The organism is Kluyvera sp. Awk 3, assembly GCF_028069715.1.
Lineage (GTDB): Bacteria > Pseudomonadota > Gammaproteobacteria > Enterobacterales > Enterobacteriaceae > Kluyvera > Kluyvera georgiana_A.
Genome location: NZ_JANEWH010000176.1, coordinates 1 through 8,226, shown reverse-complemented (window position 1 = coordinate 8,226; position 8,226 = coordinate 1). Strand labels below are relative to the sequence as shown.

Annotated in this window: 7 protein-coding genes; 6 read left to right on the top strand and 1 reads right to left on the bottom strand. The window is 50.7% G+C overall.

Features of this window, described 5'->3' with window-relative positions; genetic code table 11:
* Positions 1-308 precede the first annotated feature (308 nt).
* From NNN71_RS22415 to NNN71_RS22390, 6 genes are all read left to right on the top strand, one after another.
* Positions 309-1,664 (top strand): MFS transporter, encoded by a 1,356-nt coding sequence (locus tag NNN71_RS22415; protein ID WP_267453712.1) that lies wholly within the window; start codon positions 309-311, stop codon positions 1,662-1,664.
* A gap of 1 nt (position 1,665) precedes the next feature.
* Complete coding sequence (locus NNN71_RS22410; protein WP_267453713.1) at positions 1,666-3,420, top strand: dihydroxyacetone kinase family protein; 1,755 nt, start codon at positions 1,666-1,668, stop codon at positions 3,418-3,420.
* Complete coding sequence (locus tag NNN71_RS22405) at positions 3,411-4,202, top strand: triose-phosphate isomerase family protein (RefSeq protein WP_267453714.1); 792 nt, start codon at positions 3,411-3,413, stop codon at positions 4,200-4,202. Before NNN71_RS22410 ends, NNN71_RS22405 begins: the two co-directional genes overlap by 10 nt.
* Positions 4,199-5,047, top strand: coding sequence for a sugar phosphate isomerase/epimerase family protein (locus tag NNN71_RS22400; protein ID WP_267453715.1), 849 nt, complete (start codon positions 4,199-4,201; stop codon positions 5,045-5,047). Before NNN71_RS22405 ends, NNN71_RS22400 begins: the two co-directional genes overlap by 4 nt.
* Positions 5,037-5,894 carry a phosphogluconate dehydrogenase C-terminal domain-containing protein gene (locus tag NNN71_RS22395; protein WP_267453716.1) on the top strand — a complete coding sequence of 286 codons (858 nt, stop codon included), beginning with the start codon at positions 5,037-5,039 and terminating at the stop codon, positions 5,892-5,894. Before NNN71_RS22400 ends, NNN71_RS22395 begins: the two co-directional genes overlap by 11 nt.
* A gap of 124 nt (positions 5,895-6,018) precedes the next feature.
* Positions 6,019-6,981, top strand: a complete 963-nt coding sequence (locus NNN71_RS22390) for a sugar-binding transcriptional regulator (RefSeq protein WP_267453717.1) — start codon at positions 6,019-6,021, stop codon at positions 6,979-6,981.
* Positions 6,982-7,468: 487 nt separating this feature from the next.
* Here the strand turns inward: NNN71_RS22390 and NNN71_RS22385 are convergent, their stop codons facing one another.
* Positions 7,469-8,188 carry a FadR/GntR family transcriptional regulator gene (locus tag NNN71_RS22385; protein ID WP_267453885.1) on the bottom strand — a complete coding sequence of 240 codons (720 nt, stop codon included), beginning with the start codon at positions 8,186-8,188 and terminating at the stop codon, positions 7,469-7,471.
* Positions 8,189-8,226 lie beyond the last annotated feature (38 nt).

Here is an 8,226-nt window from a genome sequence, read left to right as displayed (position 1 = left end):
CTTTTAATAAACATAAGTTCAACTCATTTTCATATGAACAGCTAAAAAGATTGCCAAAGACTCCAATAATGACTATGAAACCTCTCATATCGCTTAAAAAAGACATTTTGAGGGCGATCACAATTTCATTTGATGCTCATATGCACGAATCTTATGAACTGCTAATGTTCATTTGTCATGTAACGTGAATGTAAATGGATTACACAACCAGGAATGGAATTACGCTTATTCATCATTGCTAGTAATACGGCAAGAACATTTACCCTCTGATCCCACCGGTAACCAGGTTGCCCGGAAGGAGAGACACTGTGACCAGCACTCATCAAAACGTAGCGGTTGACGTAGAAAAATCAGCGATTCGTAAGATCTCCATGCGTCTCGTCCCCTTTGTTGCTTTGATGTTCTTCATTAACTTCCTCGACAGAACTGCGATCTCTTTCGCCGGCCCTAACGGCATGATGCATGACCTTGGCCTACAGGTTGCGCAATTCGGGCTGGCCTCTGGGCTTTTCTTTATTGGCTATATTCTTCTGGAAGTCCCCAGCAACCTGGCATTGCACCGATACGGCGCGCGTCGCTGGCTGGCGCGTATCATGGTGTCCTGGGGTATCGTTTCTTTGTTATTCACCTGGGTGAGTAATGTTGAAGGGCTTTATATCCTGCGTCTGCTGCTGGGCGTGGCGGAAGCAGGCTTCTTCCCAGGGGCCATATTCTTCCTGAGCGCCTGGGTTCCGGCTCGTCATCGCAGCAAAATTCTTGCACTGTTCTATCTGGCGCAGCCGCTGACCGTCGTATTCGGCGCACCGCTGGCGGCCTGGTTTATCAATCAGCACGGTCTGTTTGGTCTGGAAGGCTGGCGCGTTATGTTCCTTGGCGTATCCATTCCGGCTATCGTTATGGGCATCATCGCGTGGTTCTATCTGATTGATAAGCCTGATGATGCCAAATGGCTGACCAGACAAGAAAAGACATGGCTGAATACCGAACTGGCGCGTGAAGACGCACAGAAATCCAGCGCTGCTAACCATAGTCTGCGTTCGGTCATGTCCAACGCTCGCGTCTGGGTGTTGTGCCTGATCTACTTTGGTTTTATCTACGGTCTGTACGCGCTGGCGTTCTTCCTCCCCACCATCATTGGCGGTTTTCAGAGCCAGTTTGACGTTAACTTCGGCGTAATGCAGAAAGGCCTGATCACCGGCGCACCGTACCTGGTGGCCGCGATTGTGATGTATTTCTGGTCCCGGGATGTGTCGCGCCGTGGTTGTAAAACCTGGCATATCGCTTTGCCTGCCCTGGTCGGCGCAATTTCTGTCCCTACCGCGCTGTATATGAACACGCCGTTTGCCACCATGGTGGTGATCTCGCTAACCGCCAGCGCCATTTTTGCCGCACTGCCAAACTTCTGGACCTTGCCGACTCAGTTTCTCTCTGGCGCATCCGCCGCCGCCGCCGTGGCACTCATCAATACCCTGGGTAACGTGGCCGGTTTTTCGGCGGGCTACATTACCGGTGCCCTCCATGATGTGACGCACAGCTATCTGGCACCGATGATGGTGGTGGGGGGGGTTATGCTGCTGTCGGCAATCCTAATGCTGGTGTTAAGCCGTATTCCACACACGCCCAATGCTGCCGATGCGAACATGAAACGAGCAGGAGAACACTAATATGACATGGCTATTTAATAACCCCTCCGAATTTGCCAAAGAAATGGTCGCTGGTTTTATCAGCGCCAATGCTGAAGTCGTACGACAGGTGCCTGGTGGGGTGATTCGCAATACCCAAAGTCAGCCGGGTACTGTGGCGATTGTCATTGGAGGCGGCTCAGGACACTATCCCGCGTTTGCCGGACTGGTTGGACAGGGACTTGCCCACGGCGCGGCGATGGGGAATTTATTCGCTTCACCTTCTGCACAACAGATTTGCGCGGTAGCAAAAGCCGCTCACAACGGTGCCGGCGTGTTGTTAGCGTTTGGGAACTACGCCGGAGATGTCCTGCATTTTGGTCTTGCCCGTGAACGTCTGATTGCTGAAGGCATTCCTTGCGAGCTAATCGCTGTTACCGATGACATCACCAGCGCTGCAAAAAATGAAATGGAAAAACGTCGAGGTGTCGCAGGGGATTTAGTGGTGTTCAAAGCGGCGGCTGCCGCGGCAGAACAGGGGGCCTCGCTCGAAGCGGTACTTGCCGTCGCCAGGCAAGCCAACGACCGCACCCGCACGATCGGTGTGGCATTTTCCGGCTGTACATTGCCAGGGGCGGAGCATCCTTTGTTTACCGTTCCGGAAGGACGGATGGGTTTTGGTATGGGGATCCACGGCGAGCCGGGGATCAGTGAAATGGCGATTCCGGGGGCCAATGAACTGGCCGCCATGCTGGTTGAACATCTGCTCAACGATATTCCGCCAGACGTCAGCGTCAACGGTGCACGTGTAGGGGCCATCTTAAACGGCCTTGGCTCGGTCAAATATGAAGAGTTGTTTGTGCTCTGGCACAGCGTACAACAGCGTCTGAGCGAGCAAGGCATTATCCTTGCCGATATCCAGGTCGGTGAATTCGTCACCAGTTTTGATATGGCGGGCCTTTCATTGACGCTTACGTGGTTTACTGAAGAACTGGAGGCGCTATGGCTTGCCCCTGTTTACAGCCCGGCCTTTAAGCGGGGTTCGGTGATAGTCGCGCAGCCGTTACGGACCCACGATGGAGATGAGTGTCAGCAAGAGACGGTGCCCGCAGCGTCTGAGGCCTCACGCGCTGCCGCCGTTCACGTGGTGGCGATGATGGATGCACTTGCCGATGTGGTGATTGAAAACGTAGACGAGTTAGGGCGTATCGACGCGGTGGCCGGAGACGGCGATCATGGTATCGGCATGGAGCGCGGTGTACGGGCTGCACGGGACAGTGCACATCATTATCTGGCGCTTGGAGCAGGTGCAGGTACCATTCTGCAGCAGGCTGCCGACGCATGGGCTGATAAAGCGGGCGGCACCTCGGGGGCTATCTGGGGCGTTATTTTAAATACCATTGGAACCGGTATTGGCAATCAACAGCATCCGCAGGCCGCTGTAGTGGCACGAGCCATGAATGACGCTGCGCATGGCGTGATGCATTTTGGTAAAGCAAAGCCTGGCGATAAAACGCTGGTGGATGTGTTACTGCCGTTCAGCGACGTGTTAACCGCGGAAGTGCAAAAAGGGTTACCGCTGCCTCAGGCATGGGGTAATGCTGCCCGTCATGCCGAACAGTGTGCGAAAGATACCGCGCAGTTGCTGCCGAAAATTGGTCGCGCCCGCCCGCTTGCCGAACGTAGTCTGGGGACGCCTGATGCAGGCGCGGTTTCGCTGGCAATGATCGTCACGGCGGTGAGTCGCTGCTTTACGGTCATCCCGGATCACGAGAAAAAGGGGGCGGTATGTCAGTGAAGCTGACGCTCGGCGTAAGCCTGAAGATGTATTTCGGCTATGAGCAAACCCTTAGCTGGAGCCAACAGGTAGCAGACATCGTTCGGCAACATCCGTTGCTGAAGGTTGATGCGCAAGCGACCTTGTTTACCTTTCCCTCTGCCCCGGTGATTGACGCAACGCTGCGCGCTTTCGAGGGTACCGCTATGCAGGTCGGGGCGCAGAATATCGCCCCCGCAGAGCCTGGTGCATGGACTGGGGAAACCAGCGCGGCCATGGTTGCCGAAATGGGCGGGAAGTTTGTTGAAATCGGCCATGCTGAACGTCGTCGATATTTTCATGAAGATGATGCGGTTATTTGCCGCAAAGTCCAGTTGGCGCTGGAGAATGGGATAACGCCGGTTATTTGTATCGGTGAATCTCAACAAATGCCCATTGCCGATGCCACTGCCTTCGCCATACAGGAGGCGAGCGCCATTATTCATTTTCTGCAACAACATGCCCTCACCGGGGATTTGATTTTTGCCTGGGAGCCGCAATGGGCCATTGGTGCGCCGCAACCCGCTTCCGCCGAATATATCCGGTCAGTTTGTGCCGGGCTACGGACTCATTTGTCGTCTGTCTCGGGCAATCATCGCGTGATTTATGGCGGCAGCGCCGGTCCCGGTCTGCTTAGCGCGCTATGGCCGCACGTCGATGGTTTGTTTCTCGGGCGTTTCGCCCACCAGCCTGCGGCGATACAGGCAATCCTTGATGAAGCTTATATTTTATTAACGCAAGCCGAGACGAAGGAAAACGCATGAAAACTGGACTCAGCACCTACGCGTATTTCTGGCAATTATCAGAAAAAGCGCTCAAACCCATGAGCTTGTTCGACGCCATAGATGACAGCAAACGTCTTGGCGCGACGGTATTTCAAATCTGCGATTATCCGCAAATTACCGAGTGGTCCTCCAGGGAGCGAGCGCGTCTGGCAGAACATGCCGCAAGCGCAGGTATCTCGCTGGAGTTGGGCACTAAAGGCGTAAAGGCGGAGCATCTGCAGCGCTACCTCGCCATTGCTGGCGATCTTAATTGCTCCCTGCTGCGCACCATGATCAACAGTCCGGACCATCGTCCGACGCTAAGTGAAGCGCAACGTAACGTGGAAATGGTTTTGCCTGCATTTGTGGAACAAGGCGTGGCGATCTGCTTTGAAACGTATGAACAGGTACCTACCGACGACAATATTGCACTGGTCCAGGCGATTAACTCAGAACGAGTAGGCATTTGCCTGGATCCCGCCAATTGTGTCGCCAGCCTCGAATTACCGATGGATGTGGTGGCGAAAACCGCGCCCTACGTACTGAACTGGCACGTGAAAGATTTCTCCTTCTCCCGTCGCGACGGGTGGGTCGGCTTTACGCTAGCTGGTTGTCCGCTGGGTGAAGGGCTGTTGCGCTATGACGATATTTATCTGCACGTTCAGCCGCAAGTTCGCGACATTAACCAGATCATTGAACACTGGCTACCCTGGCAGGGTGATAGCGAAAGCACGTGCCGTCTTGAAGCAGCCTGGACCGAACATAACATGCAGTATCTGATTGATAAACAAACCTTAATGAATATTTCTTCAACAAAATCCAAGGAGTCTGATCATGTCTGCTGAATTAAAAACGATTACCGTCATTGGTGCCGGCGGAAAAATGGGCATGCGTATTTCGGCCAATTTCCAGAAAAGCGCGTACCACGTTTTCTATTGCGAAAACTCACCTACTGCGCAGCAACAGATAACGGCTAAAGGACGAGAGCTGTCCGATGCGCAGTCCGTTGTTCCGCTCAGCGATGTGGTGATTCTGGCTGTGCCGGATATTGCTTTAGGGAAAGTATCTGAATCCGTCGTACCACAGATGAAACCAGGGGCAATATTGCTGACCCTGGATCCAGCCGCCGCTTACGCTAATCTCATCGCCCAACGCGAGGACATTGAGTACGCCGTTGCGCATCCATGCCATCCTTCAGTATTTCTGCAGCGTTACACCAAAGAAGAACATGAAGATGCCTTTGGCGGCATTGCGGCTGTACAGCATGTTGCCGCTTCCTACGAGACTGGCAGCGATGCACAAAAAGCCGCATTAGGTAAAGTTATCAGCTGTATGTATGGTCCAGTTGAGCAGGTGCATTGGGTCACGGTAAAACAGCTTGCTTACCTGGAACCAACGCTTGTAGAAACCGTTGCCTGTATGGTTGGTGCTTTTATGAAAGAAGCACTGGATGAGACGGTGAAGCACAGTGGTGTTCCGGAAGAAGCCGCAAAAGCCATGCTATACGGGCACATTCAGATTGCGCTGGCCGTTGCCTTCCGCGCAACCAACCCGTTCTCTGACGCGTGTATGATTGCAATGGAATATGGCCGTGAAAAAATCGTCAAACCAGACTGGAAAGTGATTTTTGAAGAGCAGGAACTGGATAAAGTCATCGCGAGAATGTTGAAAATCGACAGTATCAAACGCTGATGCAACGCTCCGCCATCCCCTGATGGCGGAGCAGATCTTTTTATCTACAGCAGTAGTTCTGGTACAATTTACGCCAAATGGCAGTGTCAGCATTCTTTCCCTTCTTATGGAGAACCCACCTCGCATGGATAAATCCAGCCAGACTCAGGATTTTGAACTACTCACCGAGATAGCCATTGCGTACTACTGCGATGAGGTAACACAAGAAGAGATTGCCAATCGATTTGGTTTTTCACGTATAAAAATCGGACGCTTGCTGAAGCGTGCTAAAGAAGAAGGCATTGTTGAGATTAACGTCCGCTATCATCCAGTGTTCAGTACCCAGCTTGAAAAGCAGATGCAGGAACGCTTTCCTATCACCCGCGCGTTAATTGCCCTTGATCATAATGACGAAGATGAACAGCGCCGTCAGGTAGCGGCTCTGGTCTCCAACTATCTGGCGAATAATCTGCGCGACAATATGGTGGTCACGGTCGGTCAGGGGCGTAATGTGGCGGCCGTAGCGGAATACACCAGTACTATCCAGGCGAAAGATTGTCGTTTCATCTGCGGTATTGGCGGGACGCATCGGCCTGGTGACGTTATCAACGCCGATCATATCAGCCGCCTCCTGGCAAAGAAATTTGGCGGCAGCAGTGAATCTCTCTATGCCCCAGCCTACGTTGAGAATCCTGAGCTTAAAGTGGCGCTCATGCGCAATGGCACTATAAAGGAGACGCTCGATCGTGCTCGCAAAGCGGATATCGCCCTGGTGGGTATCGGGGATATGAACGAGAACAGCTATATGGTTAAGCTCGGCTGGTTTACGCCACAGGAAATCAACGACGCCAGTCTCCATCAAGGGGTGACTGGGGATATAGCAGGTTATGACTTCTTTAATGCCCAGGGTAAACACGTCAATACCGTGATGGATGATCGCGTCATTGGATTGAGTATCGAAGAGTTGCGACAAATTCCATGTGTGATTGCTATCGCTTCAGAAAACACCAAAGCAATGTCAATCATGGGAGCATTACGGACAGGGGCAATTGATATCATAGCGACCAGCGCGAGAAATATACGTACCATTCTCAGTTTGTCTCAGTAATGAGTTCCATACATCGCATTATTCAATAATCTAAAGATATAATGTATATATCTTTAGATTACAATTAATCTTTAATCACTCTATGTACACAACCCTGTAAATTATGTTATCTCGCTGTACTTCGAACGTTTTACTCTATCATATATGGCATGTATCTAAAAAAAATCAGCCCACTCTGTTTCACTAACTCATCTCAGTCTTTTTTTCCAGTTTATCTAATATTTCACTGTCAATCACACCAAACCATGCAGGTTTATTTTCAACACGAAAATACTCAACTGTTCTTGTAGGGCAGAAACAATAAGACCTTCAATAAATCATGGTCTAATTATCGCCCCCCTCCGGTCAGAGGAGTATCATAATGCTGGAAAAGGTTGAATTTCGGATCAGGCTACCAGCATAAAAGCACGACATAAAACTAAAAATAAGTAGGCAGTTCATTAGCCTGATAAAAGAAGTTTCGTTCAGGTCACAGATTGTAATTCAATTACTTTTCTTCAAACATATCTATTGATTTTATTTTCTCAATAGCAACAATATTTCCAGACATCGCTTCATTGAGTACTTGCACAGCAGAACTAGCATCGCGGTTCTTAATCGACATATAGACCTTAATATGAGCTTCTACGCTCTCAAGAGTAATACCCAGTGCGCGGTTTAGTTCTTCAAGATAGTAGTAATAGATATCTTTAATTGAACTCATAACATTGTAAAAAACACTATTATGAGAAGCCCTGACTATTGCCAGATGGAACTCGTAATCCGCTTCCGAATACTTTTTGTAGTCACCCTTGTTGATCAGCATATTGTTCAATGCTTCTTCAAGCTGACGAATATCGTCGTCGGTAGCATGCATGACCGCGAGTTCCACGCATTTAAATTCCACGGTCTGGCGGAAAATCATCATATCGTGAAATTCTTCGCGACTCAGGTGCATGATTGGGCGGGGCTCGTTACTCAACATATGTGGAGTGAAGTTTTCGCTCACGTAGCTGCCGCTACCCTGCCGTGTCACCACTATCCCAAGGTCACGAAAGCGCTGAACCGCACTACGTACACTGACACGGCTAACGTTAAATGAGGCTGTTAGCTCCGCTTCCGAAGGTAAACGACTACCCGGCGCCCAACTGCCGTCCAGCAGCTTGCTACATATCTGATCATAAATTTCATTGACAACATTCTGTTTTTGAATGGATTTTATGGTCAAAATGGACATCCGTAATCTGTTCAGGAACGGTATACAAT